The sequence below is a fragment of the Capnocytophaga sp. oral taxon 336 str. F0502 genome (genome assembly GCF_000411575.1).
GTDB classification, from domain to species: domain Bacteria; phylum Bacteroidota; class Bacteroidia; order Flavobacteriales; family Flavobacteriaceae; genus Capnocytophaga; species Capnocytophaga ochracea.
Window position 1 is genome coordinate 115,165 of sequence record NZ_KE150490.1, and the last position, 22,002, is coordinate 137,166.

Here is a 22,002-nt window from a genome sequence, read left to right on the forward strand (position 1 = left end):
CGAGGGCAAAAATAAACTTTTTTTTCTCGCCCACCTAATAATTAACTAAATATTAACATTCTATTACTAAGTTATCATATGCCAAAAATACGTTTTTAGGCAATCTTTTTTGTATCTCATCGTGAAAACCAAAGGTTTGGCTCACGTGTGTGAGATAGGTGCGCTTAGGTTGTACATCTCCTATAATTTCCAAAGCTTCCGCTAAATTGAGGTGTGTAGGGTGCACATCATCTCTTAGGCAATTCAATACTAAAACATCTAAATCTCGTAGTTTTTCTCTTTCGCTCTTGTCTATATATTTGGCATCGGTAATATAACCCAAGTCTTCTATCCGATAGCCTACGATGGGCAAATTGCCGTGCATTATGTGTATAGGTTCAACTGTTTTACCATACAAAGTAAAAGGTGCTTCGTCTATCTCGTGAGGTATTACCGAAGGAGCTCCTTCATATCGGTTTTCAGTGGCAAAGATATAACCAAAACGCACTCTCAGTTCATCGATTACTCTTTTTAGTCCGTAGATAGGCATATCGCCTTGCAAGCGTACAAAAGGGCGTATATCGTCCATTCCGGCGGTATGATCGGCGTGCTCGTGAGTGAACAGTATAGCCTCCAAATGCTGTACATCGTTGGTGAGCATTTGCTGTCTAAAATCAGGACTGCAATCTATTGCAATATTAGTGTCTTCCCAACTGATAAGTGCCGAAGTGCGCAACCGTTTATCTTTGGGGTTGGTACTTTTCCCCACAGGGTGGTTGCTTGCTATTACGGGAATCCCTTGTGAAGTACCTGTACCGAGGAAAGTAATCTTCATAATGATAAATGATTAATGGTTAATGATTAATTTCACAAGTCATTAATCATTAACCACTAATCTTTAAACAATTAAAATTGTTATTTTTTATGTCTTGGCTCAGAGGATACAGTGAGTTTTTTGCGTCCTTTAGCGCGACGGCGTGCTAATACTTTTCTACCATTGGCAGTTGCCATACGTTCTCTGAATCCGTGTTTATTTCTTCTTTTTCTCTTTGAAGGTTGAAATGTTCTTTTCATTGCTTGTTAATCTTTAAAATCTTATTAAAAATGATACTTTATCTCTCTATTTTATCAATAGCGGGGCAAAAGTACGTCAATTTTTTGGAATGACAAAATATTTTTTATTTTTTCTTGTGTAAAACCCTATATTCTTCGTAACACTGACTGATGGCTTCAAGCACTTGCAGGTCGTTTGCCGTCATTATAAAATCGTTAGAATAGTTGCAAGAGCGAATTATATCTTCTAACTCACTACGGTCTACTTGCAAAAGTTCTAATAGGGTTTCGCGGTCGTAACGGGTGGAAAGAGCATCGCTTAATTCGTTGTCTTTGCGCATCTCTCTCAGTTTGCGCATTTCTTTCCCTTTGGCGCCAAACGAGCGACTCAGCAAGTCGGCAGGGTTCATTACAGCACTTAGCACTCTGCCCACAGCACTTGCACTAGCTCTACTTTCATAACCTATATCTAACCCCGAAATACTATAACGCGTATTGTCATTGATAGGTGCATTTTTAGCGTCAATATCCAAATAACCTGTGAGTTTATAAGGGGTTACAACCACTTCTTGTAAAGTATAAGCAAGCTCTGTCATTCCTATTTTCAACCCTTGATATTTTATCATATCGTTTGTTATGCGTATCTTGGTAGATTTATACCCTAAAAAAGAAATGTATAGCGTGTCGTTAGCACTTACTCTGATACTAAAATCACCTTTGTCATTGGTAGTAGTACCTCTTACTTTATTGAGGTTTAAGATGTGTACATTAGGCATTGGTTTATTGTTTTGCACACTGTAAATATGTCCGTGCAACACTGTTTCTTGAGCTACAAGTGTCGTCACACATAAAAACATACAAAACCATAATATCTTCTTCATCATACTTACTTCTTTTAAGGGTAAAAAAATGGGTGTTCGAGGAGTGCCCTCGAACACCCTAATCATATTAAAACATTAGTTCTTTACATTGAAGGCTTTTTCTTTTGGATAGTAAGCTACTGAACCCAAAGATTCTTCGATGCGGAGCAATTGGTTGTACTTCGCCATACGGTCAGAACGTGAAGCCGAACCTGTTTTGATTTGTCCGGTGTTCAAAGCTACTGCCAAGTCAGCAATAGTGTTGTCTTCTGTTTCTCCTGAACGGTGAGACATTACGGCAGTATAACCAGCACGGTTTGCCATATCTACGGCTGCGATAGTTTCAGACAAAGTACCGATTTGGTTTACTTTGATGAGAATAGAGTTCGCAATACCTTTGGCAATACCTCTTTCAAGGATAGATACGTTAGTAACGAACAAATCATCACCTACCAATTGTACTTTTTTGCCCAATTTGTCAGTAAGGAGTTTCCATCCGTCCCAGTCGTTTTGATCCATACCGTCTTCGATAGAGATGATAGGGTATTTAGCTACCAATTCAGCCAAGTACTCAGCTTGTTCAGCTGAAGTGCGTACTTTACCTTTAGCACCTTCAAAGATAGTATAATCGTATTTGCCATTTTTGTAGAACTCAGAAGAAGCACAGTCTAAGGCGATTTTGATATCTTCACCCCATTTGTAGCCTGCTTCTTTTACAGCTTCTTTAATAGAATCGAGAGCGTCTTCGATATCTTTAAAGTTAGGAGCAAAACCTCCTTCATCACCTACAGCAGTGCTCAATCCTTTTTTGTGCAATACCTTTTTAAGGTTGTGGAACACTTCTGAACCCATTTGGATAGCTTGTGAAAAGTTCTTAGCGTTCACAGGCATAATCATAAACTCTTGGAAAGCAATAGGCGCATCGGAGTGTGCCCCAGCGTTGATGATGTTCATCATTGGTACAGGCAAAGTGTGAGCACTTACCCCACCTACATAACGGTACAAGGGCAAACCGAGTTCTTCAGCAGCGGCTCTTGCTACTGCCAATGATACTCCAAGAATAGCGTTAGCTCCTAATTTAGATTTGTTAGGAGTACCGTCGAGCTCAATCATTGTTTTGTCGATAAGGTTTTGTTCGAAAACGTCCATACCTACGATTTCTTCTGCGATGATATCGTTTACATTAGCAACGGCTTTGAGTACGCCTTTACCCATATAACTTTTACCACCGTCGCGCAATTCAACGGCTTCGTATTCACCTGTCGATGCTCCTGATGGAACAGCAGCTCTACCAAGGAAACCATTCTCGGTCATTACATCTACTTCTACGGTTGGATTTCCTCTTGAATCCAAAATCTGACGTGCGTGCACGCTTACAATAATACTCATATATTTTGTTATTTAATTATTTACTTTGTTTAGGGGTTAGGGATATCGGACTTATCTGACTTTATAATGCTAATTGTCAATTGTCAATTATCAATTGTTAAAGCTTTCTCTTCCCCAAAAGAAAGGCGGTTCGATACCCAAAGCACGGAGGTAAGTATACCCTTGTCCGCGATGGTGACTCTCGTTTTCAATGAAGTATAATATCCATTGGGCAAAGCTGAAAGTCATTTGATAAATAGTGAATGGTTGGGTATAATCACCTACTTTTTGCCATTCACGGTCGAGAATTTCAGTAGCTCTGTCCCACAAAGTCAATACTTCCGCTTTGGTAGTAGGAAAGGCTCCTTCTAAGAAAAGCGTGTGTTGCTCCTGAAATCTCTCTTTAAAAAGATAGTCCATAACTCTCAAAAACTCTTCTACCATTCCTGAAAACGGACGCAGGTTTGCAATGTTGAACTCAAAGAGGTCTTTCTCAGGAAAAGTCTCAATCACTTTGCGGGTAAGGGCACGTACATCTTTTAGGTTAGTGAGCAATGCTTCGGGTGTAAGTAATTCTTTCATATTAATTGTTAGTGTTTAGTCCTTAGTTTTTAGCCTATATTTTGTACTCTTCTTATCCTTTTCACGGCTTGTCCCCCTTCGGGGGTTCGGGGGCAATTTTCACATTTTCTAATTCCTCAATTGCTCCACAAATTGGTCAAACAAATACGTCGCATCGTTGGGGCCTGGGGCGGCTTCAGGGTGATACTGCACACTGAAACACTTCTTGCCTTTCACTCGTAAACCCATCACAGTATTGTCGTTTAGGTGGGTATGCGTGATTTCCACATTAGGGTTAGCTTCTGCCTCTGCTCTATTCACAGCAAAACCGTGATTCTGAGAGGTAATCTCGTCCTTACCTGTAAGCAAATTCTTCACAGGGTGATTTATACCACGGTGACCGTTGTGCATTTTGTAAGTGCTAATGCCGTTTGCCAGTGCAATAATCTGATGTCCTAAGCAAATACCAAAGATAGGCAAATCTTCTGCTATCATCTGCTTTACTTGGGCAATCACCTCGGTGAGCGGTTCGGGGTCGCCAGGCCCATTAGACAAGAAATAGCCATTGGGGTTCCACGCTTTAAGCTCAGCCAAAGGCGTGTTGTACGGAAATACTTTGATGTACATATCACGGGCTGCCAAGTTGCGCAAGATATTTTTCTTGATGCCGAAATCGAGCGCTGCTACTTTGTACTTCGCTTCTGGATTGCCAAAAAAATAAGGTTCAGTAACCGACACTTTCGATGCCAATTCTAAACCTTTCATATTAGGAATCTCATTTAAGCGAGCTTTGAGCAGTGCTAAATCGTCAGTTTCTGTGGAAATAACAGCGTTCATCGAGCCATTGTCACGAATATAACTCACCAAAGCGCGGGTATCTACTTCACAAATGGCTACCAAGTGGTTACGGTCTAAAAAGTCTTTCAAGGTTTCCTCGGCAACAGCACGGGAGGCATCATAACTAAAATTTCTACATACCAGCCCTGCAATTTTCATACCATTCGATTCGTTGTCGTCTTCACAGATACCGTAATTGCCAATATGAGCATTGGTCATCACCATAATCTGACCAAAGTACGAAGGGTCAGTAAATATTTCCTGATAGCCCGTCATACCTGTATTGAAACACACTTCGCCAAAAGCAGCACCTTCATAGCCAACGCTTTTACCATAAAAGGCAGTGCCATCAGCAAGGAGTAATACCGCTTTTTTCTTTTGTTGATACTTCATTGTGCTATTTCCTTAAATCGACTGCAAAGGTACAAAATATTTTTGAAATATAAATAATCAATGATATTTTTTAGCCCCAACCTATTAAAATTATTTCAATATTACCCTGAAATACAATCAATATTCATCTTATCTTCACCTTATCTTCACCTTATCTCCATTCATCGTTCGTTTATTCTTCGTTTATTGTTCGTTGTAGAGCCACTGAAAGACCACTCATTGTTCGTCTTTTGTTCGTCTTTTGTTCGTTCATTGTTCGTCTTTTGTTCGTCATTTGTTCGTCTCACTTTTCCGTTACAACACTCCCTCTCCTTGGGAGAGGGTTGGGGAGAGGATATTTTGTTCGTCTTTTGTTCATTTGCCCGTGCGGCTCGCACCGTCTTTTGTTCCTCCTAGCTTCCAATAATCTTCAATTTGCAACCTTATTCCCTTCTTCTAAAAACTTTTCACACTTCATTTCTCATTTACTAATTTTCAAATTTGCTAATAGTACCTACCCTTGTACTACCCTTTACCTTTTACCTTTTATCTTTTACCTTTTACCTTTTACCTTTTAACCCCTTCATTAATCATTAACCATTATTTAAATATTCATAAAAAAAAGTTCCTATTTCCAAAAAAATATTATACCTTTGTCATTATTTTAAATTCTAAAGCTATGAAACAACTATTTATTGCATTTCTCATTGTGTTAGGATTGAGTGCTTGTACCAATCCTGAAGAAGCTATAAAAGCGTATCAGCAACAAAAGGAAGCTATAGGTTTGCAAACTCCCGAAAAGCAAAATGAACTTTTAGGGCAGAACCCCGTTGCTTTTCAGCAGAACCTACAAGCGATAAGTAAACAATGCGCTGAGGTGTTAACTAACGCTAAAGGATTACCTTCTGATTTTGTAGTTAAAGAAGAGAAAGAGAACCAATACGAACTCTTGTCTCTTACTTCTGCTTATTTACTGAATCATCGTAAATATACCGAAGAAGAAGCCCCTGCTATCAAAGCCTTGGAAGAATCTCTTAAAGATGTAGATTTAGATAACGCTACCGATTTCGATGCGTATAATACTTATAAAACCTTAGTGCATAATTGCTTCCAACTGAAAATCTATCGCTATCAAGTGCAGTATGAGTTCAACGACCCGTGGGGTAAGATTTTAGCCGATTTCAATACGCTCAAATCACAAAATATTAAAGAAGATCTCACCCCTTTGCTCATCGAAGGCGTATCGGCTACCTCGGCTGAGACTACCAATGAACAGATTATAGCCTTAGTGCAAAAGGCAGTAAAAGATAACGAACTGTTAAACGCTCTTTCAGGACGCATTGCTACAGTAAACCGACTTAAAGCAGGACAACCTTTCCCTCTTTTTAAAGCTCTTACCGACTTGAACGATAAAGAAGTGAAATATGAGAGTTTACCCCTCAAAGGTAAATTGCTATTTGTAGATATATGGGCTACTTATTGTCCTGATTGCCGTAAAGAGTTGCCCGCCTTAGAAGCCTTACAGCAATCCTATAAAGGTAAGCCTATTGTCTTTCTCAGTATTTCAGTAGACCGTGATAAAGAAGCGTGGAAAGAGATGGTAAAGAATGATAAACTAAGTGGTATTCATCTGTATACCACCCCAGAAGTGAAAGATACTTATAAGTTTTTGTACGACTTGCGAAGTATCCCTCGCTATATGCTTATCGATGCACAGGGTAATATCATCAATAGCAATGCACCAATGCCTTCCGATGAGAATTTAAAGAAACTCATAGATACCCATTTGATGGCTATTAACAATCCCAAAGCCAAGTAACTTTTTTAAACCATAAACATACCATAAAATGAAAAGAATTCTATTTTTAGTAGCTTTATTGGTGGCAATTCCTGCCTCAGCTCAGTTGCTTCGTCATAATTTCGACGAAGAAGGCGACACTTTTATTCAAGGTATTGTACGTGGACAGTTTTGGGCTCGTCTTACCGAAACAAACCCTGGTACTACCGTACAAGGTGAACCTGCCGATAAGGTATTCGACCTTTCTGTAAGGCGTTATCGCTTAGGTTTCTTCGCCCAAGTAGAAAAGAAATGGTTGTTCTATATCCTAATGGGAAATAACAATCTCAACCAAAGTACCCTCCAAAGCTCCGATTTCCGTCTGCTTGACGTGCTCGGTCAGTATACTTTTAGCGAAAAATTGAGCATTGGGGTAGCCAAGACCACCTTTGCAGGAGCTGGGCGCTTTTCCAACGCTTTCTCTAACGGCTTTATGCTCACTCTCGACCCTTCCGTTTATTATCTTAACACCCTTAATCATTTCGATGATATGGGGCGTAGGATAGGTGTTTACGCCAAAGGTCAGTTAGGAAAAATTGATTATTTTGTGTCTTTGCAAAATTCACCTGCCCCCTCTGATAATGTTCGTACAGCTTTTAATTATAGCAAAGGGCAACCCAAAGTGCTTACTTCCTCTTACCTAAAATATGAGTTTTGGGACGATGAGAGCAACAAATTGCCTACTAGCGGAGGTAATGGCACTTATTTAGGAACTAAACACATAATGAATCTCGGTATTGGCTATGAATATCAAGCTAAAATGAGAGAAATCACTGATGGAACTAATACTTCCTATCGCGATTACTTCAATTTAGGAATCGACTTTTTTATAGATACTCCTATTTCTGAACGCAACGACGCTATTACCGCTTATTTAGGCTTTAACAGCACTCATTTTGGTAGTGATTATGTGAGAAGTGTGGGTGCTAATAGCATTTTTGCAGGAGGAACCTCTCTTAATGGAGCTGGCAATGCTACTCCCGCCATAGGTACAGGTAGTACCTTATTCTTGCAATTAGGCTATCTGCTTCCTAAATGGGAAAATTGTAATATCCGTGTACAACCCAATGCAGGCTGGCGATTTGCTAACTATAAAGCCCTCAACAGCAACGTGAATATCTATTCAGTAGGCGTGAATACTTATTTTAACGGACAAAAGAGCAAACTCTCCTTAGGCTATGAGAACCGCCCTATCTTCGATGCTACTGATAAAAAGGTAAGTACTCGCTTAGGTACTTTTGTATTGCAATACCAAATAGAGCTTTAAGAGAGAATATTAGAAAGTGAAAAGTCGTTTTTCTATCATATATTCTCCCTCCTAACTATTTAATTTGCATTGTATATCACCTCCTAAAAAATAAAAGAAGGCTGTCTGTTTTATATCAGACAGCCTTCTTTATATTAGTATTAACATTAACTGCTAATCATTAATCATTAAAAAAAGTGTTTTTTACTTTCTCTACAAAGTCTAACTTTTCCCAAGTAAAAAGCTCTACTTCTATCTTTTTTGTCTTGTGATAAGGTGACGAGAACACTTTGGTTACCACCTTAGGTGTACGTCCCATATGTCCGTAAGATGCTGTTTCGCTATAAATAGGATTGCGTAGTTTCAGGCGTTGTTCTATGTCATACGGGCGCAAAGGGAAGATTTCTTGTATCTTCTTCGCTATTTCACCATCGGTGAGGTTTACCTTAGCTGTACCATAAGTATTTACGTACACGCCCGTAGGTTCGGCTACCCCTATGGCGTAACTCACTTGCACCAATATCTCATCGGCTACTCCTCCAGCTACTAAGTTCTTAGCGATGTGTCGCATAGCATAAGCTGCACTGCGGTCTACCTTGCTCGGGTCTTTGCCGGAGAAAGCGCCTCCGCCGTGAGCTCCTTTACCGCCATACGTATCTACAATAATTTTACGACCAGTTAAGCCCGTATCGCCGTGAGGGCCTCCTATCACGAAGATACCCGTAGGGTTGATGTGGTAAATAATCTTGTCGTCAAAGAATGGCGCATATTGAGGATACTTTTTAATCACACGCGGTATGAGAATGTTCACAATGTCTTCTTTTATCTTTTGAAGCATCTTCTTTTCCGTGTCGAACTCGTCGTGTTGGGTAGAAATCACAATCGTGTTCACGCGCACCGGTTTGTTATCATCGCTGTATTCAAGGGTTACTTGGCTTTTCGCATCGGGGCGCAAATAGGTAATCTCTTTGTTTTCACGACGTAAATCGGCTAATTCTCTCAGCAAAGCGTGCGAGAGGTCTAAGGCAAGAGGCATATAGTTTTCGGTTTCGTTTACCGCATAACCAAACATCATTCCTTGGTCGCCAGCCCCTTGTTCTTCGGGGTTACCGCGGTCTACCCCCTGATTGATATCGGGCGATTGTTCGTGAATTGCCGAAAGCACACCACACGATTTGGCTTCAAACATATAGTCGCTTTTAGTATAGCCAATTTTCTCAATCACGTTGCGCGCAATTTGCTGTACATCTATGTAGGTGTTCGATTTTACTTCCCCAGCCAATATTACCTGACCGGTAGTAACTAAAGTCTCGCACGCCACCTTCGAATGAGGGTCGAAAGCAAGAAAGTTGTCGATTAGAGCATCGCTTATTTGGTCTGCGATTTTGTCGGGGTGTCCTTCAGAAACGGACTCAGAGGTGAATAAATATCCCATTGGTAATTATGATTTAGTAGAGGACGCAATTGTAAAGAAGAATGGGGAACCGACGTGAAAAGCAAGTAAAGATTACTGTTTTAGCATTTTTCGGGGAGTACCCCAAGAGGTTGCAATCAGTACAAATTTGTCCTCTTGTTATGTTTTTCGGTGCAAAGGTATAAAATAATTATAAATGAACAATTATAAATAAATAAATTTCTCTACTGTTCATTCGCTCACACCTGTTTGTCGTGCTAATTGCCTGTGTGGCTCGCACTTCACTGTGTGGCTCACACTAAAGTCCTATCACTATCCCAACACTCGGTATAAAACCACTGCTGAAAACACTTTTGTCCTTCTTGTAGAGCACATTGTAGCTCACACCTATCTGTATATACACATTACCCCCCATATTTTGCATATAACCAGCTCCCACATACAAGGCATCTTCCTCAGTATTGTATTTGTAATCGGTGCTTTTATGCTTCTGAGAGATAAAATAATGCTGATAAGAACTACTCACATACGCCACCCTACCTATGTAATAGGTTAAAGCAGGACCTACGCCCACTAACAAACTGCGGTAGTATTCCGAGTTTTGAAAAGAACCATTCACCACAGCAGCAAGCTCCAAATCCTCAGTGATTTTGTACCCCAAGCGTGGCGATACATCAATCCCCAATCCATAAGTAGAGTAGCCAATGCCTATATTTCCCCCATAAGTCCAAGGGTTAGGACGGCTGTTTTGGTAATCAGGGTCTAAAATGTTAGGACTTTGTGACCAAGCTAAGTGGCTCATAACAAGAAGTGTGATAGCTGATAAAAAGCGCTTCATATTCATATGTTTATATTTTTCGGCAAAGATAATAAATAATTACAAATAGCCAAATCTTACCTTATCAATAAACAATGGCGTATTTTTCTATAAGATAACACTTTTTTAGAAAAACCAATAACAGAACATAAGTGTAACTACCTTATAGCGCTCAGCCAAGGTGTACAAAGGCTTTCAGTAACATTCCTATATCTATCTTCCAAGATTCGTTCAAGCTTCCTATAAGCTTCCTATAAGCTCCATATAAAAATTTTTTTACCCAAAAAAATGCTCATAAAAAATATATTCATCACATTTTCAGTATATAAACTCTCAAAGTTCTAAAAACGCCATTTTGTCAATAAAGAGGCTATGAAACATATTTATTTTCTGTTTTAAAGTATATTTTTAGAAAAATATTCTAAAAGAGGAATCTCTTTTTTCTTTTGTTTGTTTTTCTCATTTTTTTTTAGAAAACTTTGCACTGAAAAATAAAGCGATTTATGAATTTGAAAAATTTATTAGTTTTTGTAGGTATTTTCCTTTTGGTATTACCTTCCTTAGCGCAAAATGTAACGATTAAGGGCTCGGTGAAAGACACGAAGGGTGAACCTATGATGGGCGCTTTTGTCTTTATAAAAGGCACCCAACACGGTACTTCTACTGATTTTGATGGCAACTATACCCTCAATGCCCAAATAGGCGATGTACTCAAATATTCATTTTTGGGAATGAAATCCGTCGAAAAGAAAGTAACGGCAGGTGTAACCCAGATAGATATCGTCCTTCAAGACGATATTCAGCAATTAGAAGGTACAGTGGTAACTGGCTATGGAGGCAAAAAAATAGCCAGTCGCACGGTGGCTTCGGTAGCTACTGTAAAAGGCAAAGATTTTGCCGAGACCCCTAATGCTAATATCACCGATGCGCTACAAGGTAAAGTGGCAGGTATGGTGGTAACTACCGAGTCCGGAAGACCAGGAGCAAGCTCTTCGGTACTCATTCACGGGCTCAACACGTTTATGTCAGTTTTTGATAAGACGATAGTCTCAGAACCTTTGTATATAATAGATGGTGCCCCTGTGAGTGGCGATATAATGACGATGTATAACCCTACCGATATAGAGAGCGTAACAGTACTCAAAGACGCTGCTTCTACTTCTATTTATGGAGCTCGTGCTGCCAATGGGGTGATTTTAATTACTACCAAAAGAGGTAAACGCAATGAGCGCACTCATATTACTATTAATCATCAGTTGGGCTTCTCAATGCGCACCAATGTAACTCGCAAATTCTTTGATAATATGGCGAGCCCACAAGAGTATATGGACTTTTGGGTAAAAAAAGACCCCAATGCTATTGTAGCTTTCGGTAGGCGTTCGGGCTACACTCAAACTACGGCAAGAGCTATCGCCGATAGTATCTTGGCGGCAAATCCTTATAATACACGTTGGGATAAAGTTTTCTTTCGCGATTTCGCTCCTATCTCACGTACCGATGTGTCTATTTCGGGAGGAAGTAATACTACTTCTTATTACATTTCGTTGGGCTACTTAGACCAACAGGGTATTAAGGCGCGTTCGGACTACAAACGCTATAACCTCAATACTAATTTAGACACTCAAATAACCGATTGGCTTAAAGCAGGACTTTCAATCTCCTTAGGAACTACCACTGCCGAAGGAGTATCGAATGCTGGTAGTGAAACCGATATATTGTCGCTCCCTATTTATTCTCCCAAAGAGAGCGATGGGAAGAGAAAGAATTACATTCCTTCTTTTATTAATCGTCAAAATGGCTTTTTTCACCCTGATTATATGGCTGAAAAATACCCTTCTATTGATTATACTGAGGATATATTGCCTATAGGGTATTTATTAATAGAACCTATCAAGAACTTAACATTTAAAAGCCAAGTAGGGATACAGTATAATGTAAATGAAACTGAAAGCAAAGGGCCTCTACCTTCTTATATAGATTATCGTTATAGTAATGATAGTAGCAAAACGGTAGCACAAACCTTTCGCTATCTCAATAAATACATACAGCGTACTTATACTAACCTATTGCAATACAAATGGAATATAAAGAACTTACACGATTTTGACTTCCTATTGGGGCAAGAATCTATCGAAACGCTGTGGCGCTCGTTCAACGCATCGTCTAAGGGGCAACCTTCTGATGCTTTATCAATGCTCAGCCACGGAACTAAAGAATATAATGTAGGAGATAGCCAGTCTGAATCAGGATTTAATTCCTATTTTACTCGTTTGGAATACTCTTATAAATATCGTTATTTTATAGACTTATCAGCACGCCGTGATGGTTCATCAGCTTTTGGTTCAAATAATCGCTATGCCAATTTCTGGGCGATAGGAGGAATGTGGAAACTCAAAGAAGAGAAGTTTTTGCAAAAGGTAAATTGGCTTACCAGCTTAGATTTGCGTTTTAGCACTGGTATTTCCGGCAACTCTTCTATTGGTGATTATCGCAATAGAACCTTGGTAGATGCTTCAAAATTATATAAGCAAACCCCAGGTTATTTTATTGCGATGCTCGGTAATCCCGATATTATGTGGGAAGAACAACAGAAAACAACACTCGGCTTGCATATCGGTATCGCCAAAGGTACTACTATCAATTTTGAAGTGTATGAGCGTAATACCCATAAAACTCTTGCACAACGTTATATAAACTCAGCGTCGGGCTTTACTTCTATTCCGGATAATATAGGTGATATGCAAAATAGAGGTTTTGACCTTACTATTTCAACGATTGCGTATAGAAGTAAGAATAATGATTTAAGCATACGTCCTTATTTCAATATGAATTACAATGAACAGAAGGTAACCTCGCTATTTTTGAGCAAAGATAATTTTGTGAATAGACTTTTTAATAATGGATATAGGCTAAATGAACCATTACAATGGGCATTGCCAATATTTAAGGGTATCAATAAAGATGGAGATGCCGAATGGTATCAACGAAACGAAGATAACCCTATGATACAACAAAAAGACGACTCCAAAGTTACGACCCAATTCAGTGAAGACCTAATACAAACTACAGGTAAGAAAATGTTTGCACCTATCAATGGTGGTTTTGGGCTAAGTGCTACTTATAAGAATGTATCACTCGATTTGGCATTTTCTTATGCTTTGGGCAAATGGCTCATCAATGAAGACCGATACTATACTTTAAACCAAAGCACTTTTGGAGGTAAGAATTTCAATAGAGAATTGTTTAACTATTGGAAACAAGAAGGTGATGATACAGAGTTGCCTAAACTCAGCAGTGCTTACTATATGCGCAAAGATACCCGCTTACTCGAAAATGCCTCTTATATGCGCTTGAAGAGTATAAGTCTAAGTTATGCGCTTCCTCAGGAGGTAATAGACCAAATGAGATTCTTTTCAGGGGTGCGCCTATATGCATCGGCACGTAATATTTTCACCATTACCAAATATTCAGGAGCCGACCCTGAGTTTTCTAATACGTTATCAAGAGGAGGTTATCCGCCTGCTCGTCAATTTACTATAGGTGTAGAACTTAAATTCTAAAAAGGGAAAATGAAAAAAATAATATATATAGCACTTTTATGTTCTTTTTTGGTGTCGTTGCCTACGGGTTGTGCTCGTTTGGACTTAGACCCCTATAATTACGCCAGTGAGAATACTAGCTTTAAAAATAAACGCGATGCCGAGATGTGGGTAAACGGGATGTATAACGCTTTGCGTGATTACAATCAGGGGCAACAGATGTATGCCTCAGACCTCCAAGCCGATTATCTCAATGCAGCTGCGGGAGCAATGGAAAAGTTGCCCGATATGCATCGGTGGTCTACGTTTGCTTCTTCAGAGCACGCTACTGCCTCTATATGGAAAGAACGCTTTCTTATCATTCAAGATATAAACACAGGTATTAAGGGGTTTCCTAATATACCTGAGCAATCAGAAATACAAGAACTTACAGGAGCTCTTTACTTAGGGCGAGCCTATTGCTTTACCTATTTGGTTACGCACTTCTGCAAGCCTTATAACAGTAGTACAGCAACTACCGATTTAGGTTTACCTCTGCTTACAGCTCCTACACTCAAGAACTTTCCTCCGCGCAGTAGTTTAGCCGAAACCTATGATTTTATACTCAGTGATATTCAGAAAGCCGAAACCTTATTGGCAAACCAAACAGGAGCAGCAGGAGCTGATACTTTCACCCTCGATGCTGCCAGAGCTCTCAAAGCAAGAGTCTTGCTCTATAAAAATGACTGGGCACAAGCCTACCAAGTAGCAGTAGCACTTATCAATACTAATCGCTATCCACTGGCTACCTCTGCCGATGCTTTCAAGAAAATATGGACAGAAGATGATAATACCGAGAGTATTATCCAGTTATACGCAGCTGTCAATGCAGGAGTTTATGAAACTTCCGATAATACCAATGAGCTCTATTTAGGCGAAAGTGAAAGTTTCTTTTTCCCAGGACAGATAGACGCTAATCCTAATGTGTTGCCTACTCAGGATTTTATAGATTTATTTACTACTGACGACTGGCGAAAAGATGTTTTCTTGAAAGAAGTAACCGTAGGGTTTAGCTCTCTTTATGCTGTAAACAAGTACCCTCGAAATAGAGAATTAGAACCTATTGATAGTTATAATTTTTATTATGGGCATAAGGCTAAGCTTTTCCGCATAGCTGAGACTTACCTTATAGCAGCCGAAGCTGCCTATAAAAACAATGATGAAACTAATGCTAAAAAGTACTTAAACCTATTACGTGCTGCAAGAGGGCTCAGTGCTATTACTACCTCAGGAAGCAACCTTTTTGCCGACATACAAAACGAGCGCAATAGAGAGTTAGCTTTTGAAGATTTCCGCCTGTATGACCTTAATCGCTGGGGATTGCCTGTAAAAAGAGGTACCCCTCAGGATGTAACGGCTATTAGGAATACTCCTGCCTCTGATTATAGTGAACTCAATATTCAGGTAGGAAGTAATTACTATTACAAAATAGTATGGCCTATGCCAGTAGATGATATAGACTACGAACAAGGCAATTGGAAACAAAATCCTAATTGGTAATCCTAATAATTAGCAAATTAGTAAATGTGAAAATTTGCTAATTTGCTAATTTTCTAATTTATAAAAATATGGAATATTACGAATTATACAAAAAACTAAAAACAGTTTTCGATACCCAGCGCGATACCGAATTACCCGAGCTGGGTATTCGTATTTTGCATAATAGCTTCTTCTCCGAAGGGGCTAAGTATTACTTGCCAGGAAGTCCGCATTTGTTTTGCCAAGAGCATAACTTATCGTTTCCTTCTCAGCTTAATGATGCGCAAGACGACCTCCATTGGGCTGATTATGATGTGGATTGTAATATTCATTTCCAGTATCATATAATACAACCTTTGGGAACTCCAAAAGCTGAAGGGGTGATTATTGTATTCCACGGACTCAACGAAAAGAAATGGGATAAATACTTACCGTGGGCTTATGGATTGGCAACACAAACAGGTAAGGCAGTAATGCTCTTTCCAATAGCCTTCCATATGAGTCGTGCCCCTGAGCGATGGAGCTCTCGCCAAGAAATGTACATTATTGCACAAAAGCGTATGAATGAGTTTCCGGATAATTCGGAAACCTCTTATGTGAATGCGGCGACTTCTACGCGTTTAGATGCCTTTCCTCAACGTCTCTTTTGGTCGGGTTTGCAAACGTATAACGATATAGTACAGCTCATCACCGACCTGAAAGCGGGCTTGCTCCCTACCATTGCACCTACGGCTACGGTAGACCTATTTGGGTATTCCATAGGCTCTTTCCTTTCTGTAATATTGATGATGGCAAATCCCAAAGACTATTTTACTAATTCCAAACTCTTTTGCTTCTGCGGAGGTATGACTATCGACCGTATGTTCCCCATCTCTAAATACATAATGGACGGACGTGCAGCGATAACAATGCAGAAAACCTTTGCCGAACTGCTTAGCACCAATTTCAAAAACGACGACCGCCTAAGACATTATCAAGACAGTAACCTTCATTTTGGTGAGGGTTGGTTCAAAACGATGTTGCGCTACAACTATTACCAGAAAGAACGTGAACAGCGCTTTTTGCAGTTGGAGAAGCAAATCAAAGCTTTAGTATTGGAGAAGGACGAGGTAACACCTCCTATTGAGGCACTCAACACTCTTAAAGGAGGCTACAGAAATATCAATATAGAGGTACAAATAGAAGATTTTCCTTATCCGTATACCCATATGAGTCCGTTTGCTCTCACTACCAAGAACGCTCCTCAAGTAACCGAGGCTTTTGAGAGGTTTGTAACATCGGCAGTAGCGTTTTATTTAGGTAAAAGATAAAAGGTAAAAGGGAAGTACAGGAATAACGAATGATAAACAAAAGACGAAGGGAAGGTGAACGAAGAGTGGGTCTACAGTGGGTCTACAGTGGCTCTACAGTGGCTAAAGGACGAACAAAAGACGAAGGAAAGACGAATCTATACCGAGGATAAGGCAAAGAAAGGTTATAGAAATATTGGCTATTAGGAGTTGCACTTGTGATGTATTTAACCTATATAATTGTAAATAACTACTAAACACTAACGGCTGACAACTGATGATAGATACACATACACACTTATATTCAGAAGAATTTGACGCTGACCGTACTGAGATGATCGCACGAGCCAAAACAGCTGGCGTAACCCGTTGTTTTATCCCAGCTATTGATGCGAGCTATACCCAGCGAATGTTTCAGCTGAAAAACGATTATCCTGACTACGTTTTCCTAATGAACGGTCTGCACCCTTGTAGCGTGAAAGAAAACTATCAGGAGGAACTTGCGCACGTTGAGAATTTGATGCAATCGCATTTCTTTTGTGCTATTGGCGAAATAGGCATCGACCTTTATTGGGATAAAACTTTTCTCAAAGAGCAACAAGAGGCTTTCCAGTGGCAAATACAGTTGGCTAAAAAGCATCAGTTGCCTATTGTTATTCACTGTCGAGAGGCTTTCGACGAAGTGTTTGAGATTTTAGAAACTGAAAAAAGTGACGACCTTTTTGGCATTTTTCACTGCTTTACGGGTACAGAAGCGCAAGCTCAGCGCGCTATTGGCTACGGCTTACATTTAGGTATTGGCGGAGTGGTAACTTTTAAGAACGGAAAGATAGACCAGTTTTTAAAAAATATAGATTTACAGCATATCGTTTTAGAAACCGATTCACCTTATTTGGCACCAGTACCTTACCGCGGGAAACGCAACGAAAGTGCTTATATAGTGAAAGTTGTAGAGAAATTATCGGATATATATGCTTTGCCCGAAAGCGAGATTATACGCCTTACTGACGAAAATGCTACAAATATATTTAAGATTTAATTAGGTATTATCAAATATATTTTGTTACTTTGCCTTTCGTTATCCAAAACAAGAGAATATAGAGTATCTGAAATGACCGATTATTTCAAGTCCATACGTCCGTTTAACGACAACGAAGTAGCACGTGCCTTGTCGCAAATTAAAGATAATCCTTTGATTCGAGCGATGATGGCTTATGCATTTCCTGATGAAACTCCTGAGGAGCGAGAGCGACGACTGCTTGCTTGTCAAAAGGTATCAGATTTTCAGGAGGATATAATGTATCAAGTGGTTACTAAGGCGATTGAGAAAAGTATTTCGGAATTTACCTGTGATGGGTTTGACGGTTTAGACCCCCGCAAAGCTTATGTATTTGTTTCCAATCACCGCGATATTGTTTTAGATACTTCCTTATTAAACGTTGCCCTATACGATAATCACCTCTCGATGACGGCTTCGGCGATGGGCGACAATTTGCTCAGGAAAAAGTATTTGAAGATATTGGCGATGCTCAACAGAAATATCATTATATATAGGAGTCTGCCCCCACGAGAGGCTTTGGAGCATTCTAAATTGGTATCGGAATACATTTACCACTGCATTACAGAAGAGCATCGCAATGTGTGGATTGCGCAACGAGAAGGGCGTACTAAGAACGGCGACGACCGTACCCAGCAAGGGGTTTTGAAGATGCTCACCCTTAATGCTCCCGAAGATATATCACCTTTGCAGTACCTGAAGACACTTAATTTAGTACCGATGTCGATTTCCTATGAGTTTGACCCCACCGATGTGTTGAAGTTGCCTGCACTTATTGCCCAACATAACGGGGTAGAATACGTGAAATCTAAAAAAGAGGATTTTGAGAACATCATTCAAGGCTTGTTGGGACAAAAAGGACGTGTGCATATTTCGGTAGGACAACCGCTGTACGACCAGATAGACACTATAGAAGCCACACATCAGCATCTTAACAAGCAATTGCAAGCCTTAGCTGAATGTTTAGACAGAGCTATTCATCAACAGTACAAGTTGTTTCCTGCGAATTATATTGCTTATGATTTGCTGAACGACACCTCTATATATAAGGAATACTACAACGAAAAAGATTTTCGACGTTTTGAACGCCGAATGAACAACCGAAGCAATTCTGAAGACCTTTCACAAAAGAAGTTTTTAGAGATGTACGCCAATCCTGTAAAGAACAAATTCGATGGAAACCAATAATTCAAAAGTGCTCCTCATCTATACGGGGGGGACTATCGGGATGATAAAGGACTACCAAACAGGAGCCTTGCGCGCTTTCGAGTTTGATAATCTTTACAAGCGTATTCCTGAGCTCTCGCACTTAGATTGTGAAATTTCGGTGCACTCGTTTGAGAAAGTGATAGACTCCTCGGATATGAACCCCCAGCATTGGATTGAAATTGCTGAGGTGATTGAAAGAGAGTATAATCACTACGATGGTTTTGTAGTGCTCCACGGCAGTGATACGATGAGCTACTCGGCTTCGGCTCTAAGCTTTATGCTACAAGGGCTTACTAAACCTGTAATATTTACCGGTTCACAACTTCCGATAGGCGATTTGCGCACCGATGCCAAAGAGAACCTCATTACCTCTATACAGCTGGCAGCCCTAAAAGAAAATGGTGAGCCGGTGATACAAGAAGTAGGACTCTATTTCGAGTACAAGCTCTACCGAGGCAACCGTACTACCAAAATAAACGCCGAGCACTTTCAAGCTTTTGCATCGCTGAACTACCCTCTGTTGGTAGAAAGTGGTGTACATTTAAAGGTAATGAAAGAGAACCTTTTACCCCGCAAGCAAAAGCAACACTTAGAAGTGTGGAAAGATTTTGAAACTAATGTAGCGATTATCAAGATGTTCCCAGGCATTACTGCATCTATACTGAATGGTATTTTCAATATCCCAAATCTGAAAGGGGTAGTGTTAGAAACCTACGGTTCAGGTAATGCTCCTACCGATGCGTGGTTTGTAGAGAGTTTGCAGAGTGCTATTAATAAAGGAATACATATAGTGAATGTTACCCAGTGTTCTGGAGGTAGTGTGATGATGGGCAAATATGAAGCGAGTGAAGCCCTCAAAAAGATGGGAGTGATAGACGGAAAAGACCTCACAACCGAGTCCGCAATCACAAAATTGATGCTTTTGCTTAAAAAAAATATTTCTCATAAACTATTCAAAATCAAGTTTGAAGAAAATATAGCTGGAGAAATTTAGCAAAAAATTAAGAAAAAACTTGTGGGATAGAAAAATAATTTGTTACTTTGGCATTCAGAAACAGCATAGAGAGAGGTGTCCGAGTGGTCGAAGGAGTACGCCTGGAAAGTGTATATACGCCACAAGCGTATCGAGGGTTCGAATCCCTTCCTCTCTGCTTCTTTCTAAAAAAAACAGAATAATTATTAAACATTAAATTATTAACTAACAATTTAAAAAGATTAAACAAATGAAAAAAATGTCATCTAAGCTACTTCTAGTAGCAATGTTAATTTTAAACGTGGCTATGGTTAGCGCTCAGGAAGCAACTGAAGCGATGCAACAAAGCAAAGGCTTCCACCAAGTATTTAAAGAGCGTTTCATTGAAGGGGGTCCTGCCTATATGGCTCCAATCTTGCTCTGCTTGATTATTGGTTTGGCAGTAGCTATTGAGAGAATTATTTACCTCAATATGGCGACTACCAATTCTAAAAAGCTAATTGCCGATATTGAAGAGGCATTGGATAGCAAAGGTATTGAGGCAGCTAAAGAAGTGTGCCGTAATACAAAAGGCCCTGTTGCATCTATTTTCTATCAAGGTCTTGACCGTTCATCAGAAGGTATTGATATGGTTGAAAAATCAGTAGTATCTTACGGAGGTGTACAGATGGGACAATTAGAAAAGAACGTATCTTGGATTTCGCTCTTTATTGCTATTGCACCGATGTTAGGGTTTATGGGTACGGTAATTGGTATGATTGAAGCGTTCGATAAGATTAGTTCAGCTGGTGGTTTGGACGCATCATTGATTGCTGGTGATATCAAGGTTGCCTTGCTTACTACAGTGTTTGGTTTGATTGTAGCGATGATTCTACAAGTATTTTACAACTACATCATTGCTAAAATCGACGCTATCGTAAATGATATGGAAGATGCTTCTATCTCATTGATAGACCTTTTAGTAGCAAGAAAAATGAAATAATTTATTCACCCATTAAACAACTTTAAGTATGTATAAAATAGCAAAATATGGAGCTCTTGCTTTGGGCGTAATTGGGGTGGTTCTATGGATTGTTTTGTCTTTCTTTACAAACGCTGAGGATCCCAACAATGGTACAATGCAAGCTTTGTTTGTGCTCACTTATGTTCTTTTAGGTATTGCTTTGTTGGCAGTAATCATATCAGCGGCACAAAACATTTTAGCTTCACCAAAAGCACTTAAGAAAACGCTTATCTATACAGGAGGATTTGTGGTAGTTCTTCTTTTAGCTTATATCTTCTCATCAGGAGCTGTAGAAGCTAATGCCAGTGACGAAGTGAAGAAAGCCAGCGAATCTGTAAGAAAATGGGTAAGCACAGGTTTAATCGCTTTGTACATATTGGTGGCGACAGCCATAGTAGCTCTTATAGCTTCCAATGTGAAAAAAGCACTAATGAAATAAGAAATTATGGCAAAACGTTCCGCACCCGAGGTAAATGCAGGTTCAATGGCTGATATTGCTTTCTTGTTGTTGATATTCTTTTTGGTAACGACAACTATTGAGAGCAACTCAGGGATTACTGTAAAGTTACCTCCTAAACCACAAGAAAATACGCCACCACCTCCACCAGTAAAAGAGAAAAACGTATTGGTAGTGGTAGTGAACAAGTACAACCAGTTGTTAATAAACAACGAAGTTAAGGAACTTAAAGACGTAAAAGAAACAGCGCTTAATTTCTTGGATAACAATGGAGATGGTTCTTGTACTTACTGTAAAGGTAAAAGAGACCCTCTATCATCAGACAACCCAGATAAAGCAGTTATTTCTTTGCGCAACGACCGTGAAACTTCATATCACACTTATATAGCTGTACAAAATGAATTGATTAAGGCATATAATGAGTTACGTGAGCGTGAACGCAGACGTTTGTTCCCTAACGAAGTACCTTACGTTCAGATAGAGGAAGAATTTAACGCAGCTCGTACTCCTAAAGACAGGAAAGATGCGTTAGAACCTAAAATCGTGAAATTACAGGAGCTATTCCCAAGAAAATTGCTTGAAACAGCACCTAAGAAACACTAAAATTAGAAGG

General features: G+C 39.6%; 19 protein-coding genes and 1 tRNA gene. 12 read left to right on the forward strand and 8 right to left on the reverse strand.

The window, feature by feature from the left end:
• Window positions 1–52 precede the first annotated feature (52 nt).
• The 6 genes from HMPREF1528_RS06345 to carA all read right to left on the reverse strand — a co-directional run bounded on the left by HMPREF1528_RS06345 (window position 53) and on the right by carA (window position 5,051).
• Complete coding sequence (locus HMPREF1528_RS06345) at window positions 53–814, reverse strand: MBL fold metallo-hydrolase (protein WP_016479085.1); 762 nt, start codon at window positions 812–814, stop codon at window positions 53–55.
• Between the two features lie 80 nt (window positions 815–894).
• Window positions 895–1,053, reverse strand: coding sequence for a 50S ribosomal protein L34 (gene rpmH / locus HMPREF1528_RS12265; RefSeq protein WP_002669412.1), 159 nt, complete (start codon window positions 1,051–1,053; stop codon window positions 895–897).
• Window positions 1,054–1,157: 104 nt separating this feature from the next.
• On the reverse strand, window positions 1,158–1,916 hold the full coding sequence (locus HMPREF1528_RS06350; protein ID WP_009421677.1) for a carboxypeptidase-like regulatory domain-containing protein: 759 nt from the start codon (window positions 1,914–1,916) through the stop codon (window positions 1,158–1,160).
• A gap of 72 nt (window positions 1,917–1,988) precedes the next feature.
• A complete protein-coding gene (gene eno / locus HMPREF1528_RS06355) occupies window positions 1,989–3,281 on the reverse strand; it encodes a phosphopyruvate hydratase (protein ID WP_016479086.1) in 1,293 nt (430 codons plus the stop codon).
• A gap of 90 nt (window positions 3,282–3,371) precedes the next feature.
• On the reverse strand, window positions 3,372–3,842 hold the full coding sequence (locus HMPREF1528_RS06360; protein WP_016479087.1) for a DinB family protein: 471 nt from the start codon (window positions 3,840–3,842) through the stop codon (window positions 3,372–3,374).
• 108 nt (window positions 3,843–3,950) lie between these two features.
• Window positions 3,951–5,051 (reverse strand): glutamine-hydrolyzing carbamoyl-phosphate synthase small subunit, encoded by a 1,101-nt coding sequence (carA, locus tag HMPREF1528_RS06365; protein WP_016479088.1) that lies wholly within the window; start codon window positions 5,049–5,051, stop codon window positions 3,951–3,953.
• 658 nt (window positions 5,052–5,709) lie between these two features.
• On the opposite strand from carA, the gene HMPREF1528_RS06370 reads away from it, so the two are divergent.
• The gene (locus HMPREF1528_RS06370; RefSeq protein ID WP_016479089.1) at window positions 5,710–6,849 is read left to right on the forward strand and encodes a TlpA family protein disulfide reductase; all 1,140 of its coding nucleotides are present in this window, start codon (window positions 5,710–5,712) and stop codon (window positions 6,847–6,849) included.
• Between the two features lie 28 nt (window positions 6,850–6,877).
• On the forward strand, window positions 6,878–8,134 hold the full coding sequence (locus HMPREF1528_RS06375; protein WP_016479090.1) for a hypothetical protein: 1,257 nt from the start codon (window positions 6,878–6,880) through the stop codon (window positions 8,132–8,134).
• A gap of 160 nt (window positions 8,135–8,294) precedes the next feature.
• Here HMPREF1528_RS06375 and metK read toward each other — a convergent pair whose 3' ends face one another.
• Both metK and HMPREF1528_RS06385 read right to left on the reverse strand, forming a co-directional pair.
• On the reverse strand, window positions 8,295–9,548 hold the full coding sequence (gene metK / locus HMPREF1528_RS06380; RefSeq protein ID WP_016479091.1) for a methionine adenosyltransferase: 1,254 nt from the start codon (window positions 9,546–9,548) through the stop codon (window positions 8,295–8,297).
• A 277-nt stretch (window positions 9,549–9,825) separates the two neighbouring features.
• Window positions 9,826–10,371, reverse strand: a complete 546-nt coding sequence (locus tag HMPREF1528_RS06385; protein ID WP_198010004.1) for a hypothetical protein — start codon at window positions 10,369–10,371, stop codon at window positions 9,826–9,828.
• Between the two features lie 476 nt (window positions 10,372–10,847).
• Between HMPREF1528_RS06385 and HMPREF1528_RS06390 the strand changes: the two genes are divergently transcribed.
• From HMPREF1528_RS06390 to HMPREF1528_RS06435, 10 genes are all read left to right on the forward strand, one after another.
• Window positions 10,848–13,904, forward strand: a complete 3,057-nt coding sequence (locus tag HMPREF1528_RS06390; RefSeq protein WP_016479093.1) for a SusC/RagA family TonB-linked outer membrane protein — start codon at window positions 10,848–10,850, stop codon at window positions 13,902–13,904.
• Window positions 13,905–13,913: 9 nt separating this feature from the next.
• Window positions 13,914–15,422: a RagB/SusD family nutrient uptake outer membrane protein gene (locus HMPREF1528_RS06395; protein ID WP_016479094.1), complete on the forward strand. Its 1,509-nt coding sequence runs from the start codon at window positions 13,914–13,916 to the stop codon at window positions 15,420–15,422.
• Between the two features lie 68 nt (window positions 15,423–15,490).
• Window positions 15,491–16,711 (forward strand): DUF6051 family protein, encoded by a 1,221-nt coding sequence (locus HMPREF1528_RS06400; RefSeq protein WP_016479095.1) that lies wholly within the window; start codon window positions 15,491–15,493, stop codon window positions 16,709–16,711.
• 256 nt (window positions 16,712–16,967) lie between these two features.
• Window positions 16,968–17,729: a TatD family hydrolase gene (locus tag HMPREF1528_RS06405; protein WP_016479096.1), complete on the forward strand. Its 762-nt coding sequence runs from the start codon at window positions 16,968–16,970 to the stop codon at window positions 17,727–17,729.
• A gap of 72 nt (window positions 17,730–17,801) precedes the next feature.
• On the forward strand, window positions 17,802–18,935 hold the full coding sequence (locus HMPREF1528_RS06410; RefSeq protein WP_002673277.1) for a 1-acyl-sn-glycerol-3-phosphate acyltransferase: 1,134 nt from the start codon (window positions 17,802–17,804) through the stop codon (window positions 18,933–18,935).
• Complete coding sequence (locus HMPREF1528_RS06415; protein ID WP_016479097.1) at window positions 18,922–19,950, forward strand: asparaginase; 1,029 nt, start codon at window positions 18,922–18,924, stop codon at window positions 19,948–19,950. Before HMPREF1528_RS06410 ends, HMPREF1528_RS06415 begins: the two co-directional genes overlap by 14 nt.
• Before the next feature lie 69 nt (window positions 19,951–20,019).
• Window positions 20,020–20,107: transfer RNA gene (locus HMPREF1528_RS06420), tRNA-Ser, on the forward strand.
• A 72-nt stretch (window positions 20,108–20,179) separates the two neighbouring features.
• Window positions 20,180–20,911 (forward strand): MotA/TolQ/ExbB proton channel family protein, encoded by a 732-nt coding sequence (locus tag HMPREF1528_RS06425; RefSeq protein ID WP_002673269.1) that lies wholly within the window; start codon window positions 20,180–20,182, stop codon window positions 20,909–20,911.
• Window positions 20,912–20,939: 28 nt separating this feature from the next.
• Entirely contained in the window at window positions 20,940–21,371 is a 432-nt protein-coding gene (locus HMPREF1528_RS06430; protein WP_016479098.1) for a hypothetical protein, read from the forward strand.
• A 6-nt stretch (window positions 21,372–21,377) separates the two neighbouring features.
• Complete coding sequence (locus HMPREF1528_RS06435) at window positions 21,378–21,992, forward strand: ExbD/TolR family protein (RefSeq protein ID WP_002673266.1); 615 nt, start codon at window positions 21,378–21,380, stop codon at window positions 21,990–21,992.
• Window positions 21,993–22,002 lie beyond the last annotated feature (10 nt).